The following is an 858-nucleotide window of genomic DNA, read 5'->3' on the forward strand; positions in this document are numbered from 1 at the left end:
CGCCGTGTTGACCTTGTTGCCGGTGGCCAGGTTGTTTTGAGTCGTGGCCAGCAGCGATGCGGTATTTTGCAGCGCCAGCAGGTTTTGGCGAACCGAAGCCGAAAGAACGATACCGGACATGTTTGTGAAACCTTCCTAGTTATTCACCAGGCGGTTCTAGTACAGGTACTTTTAAAACATGGTTAATGGCACTTTAAATTTCTTGCTTAACGACTGGTTGCGATCTCCTTCCGTCCGGCGCCCCCGTCTCGGGAAGCCGTAATGATACGGGCGACCCGCCCCGGCCAGGCGCAAAAAAGCGGCGGGGTTTCCCCCGCCGCTTTCGCTGTTTGTGTGAGAACGCCTTAGCCTTAGCGCAGCAGCTGCAGCACGCTGGCCTGCGACTGGTTGGCGAGCGACAGCGCGGACACCGCGATCGACTGGCGGGTCGACAGCGCCTGGCTGTTGGCCGCTTCCTCGTTGGTGTCGGCCAGCGTCAGGTTCGACGAGCCGGTCTGCAGCACGTTGATCAGGTTCTTGTTGAAGTCCTGACGGATCTGCACCACCGACAGGTTCGAACCCAGCGTCGAGGCTTCCGACCGCAGCGTGGAGCTCGCGCTGTTCAGCAGCGTGATCACCTTGTTCGCCGAGTTGTTGTCGAGGAAGTCGGTGCCCGAGGTCAGGTTCGACAGGCCGAGACCGCCGGTGTTGAAGGTCACGCCGGTGATCGACAGCGTCGACTTGCCGTTCTCGTTGAACGTCAGCTTCAGCGTGTCGCCGTTCAGCAGGTTGACGCCGTTGAACGAGGCATCCGCCGCGGTCGTGTTGATCTGCGCCAGCACGTTGTTGTACTGCGAGACCAGGCTGGCGCGCTGCGCC

1 protein-coding gene is annotated in these 858 nt (G+C 60.5%); it reads right to left on the reverse strand.

All coding sequences use genetic code 11. From position 1 onward, the window contains the following. Positions 1-350: 350 nt before the first annotated feature. Positions 351-858 (reverse strand): flagellin (locus tag BRAS3809_RS09495; RefSeq protein ID WP_035655864.1); only part of this gene is annotated, 508 nt, incomplete at its 5' end.

This window comes from Bradyrhizobium sp. STM 3809 (genome assembly GCF_000239795.1).
In the GTDB taxonomy this organism is placed as follows: Bacteria; Pseudomonadota; Alphaproteobacteria; order Rhizobiales; family Xanthobacteraceae; genus Bradyrhizobium.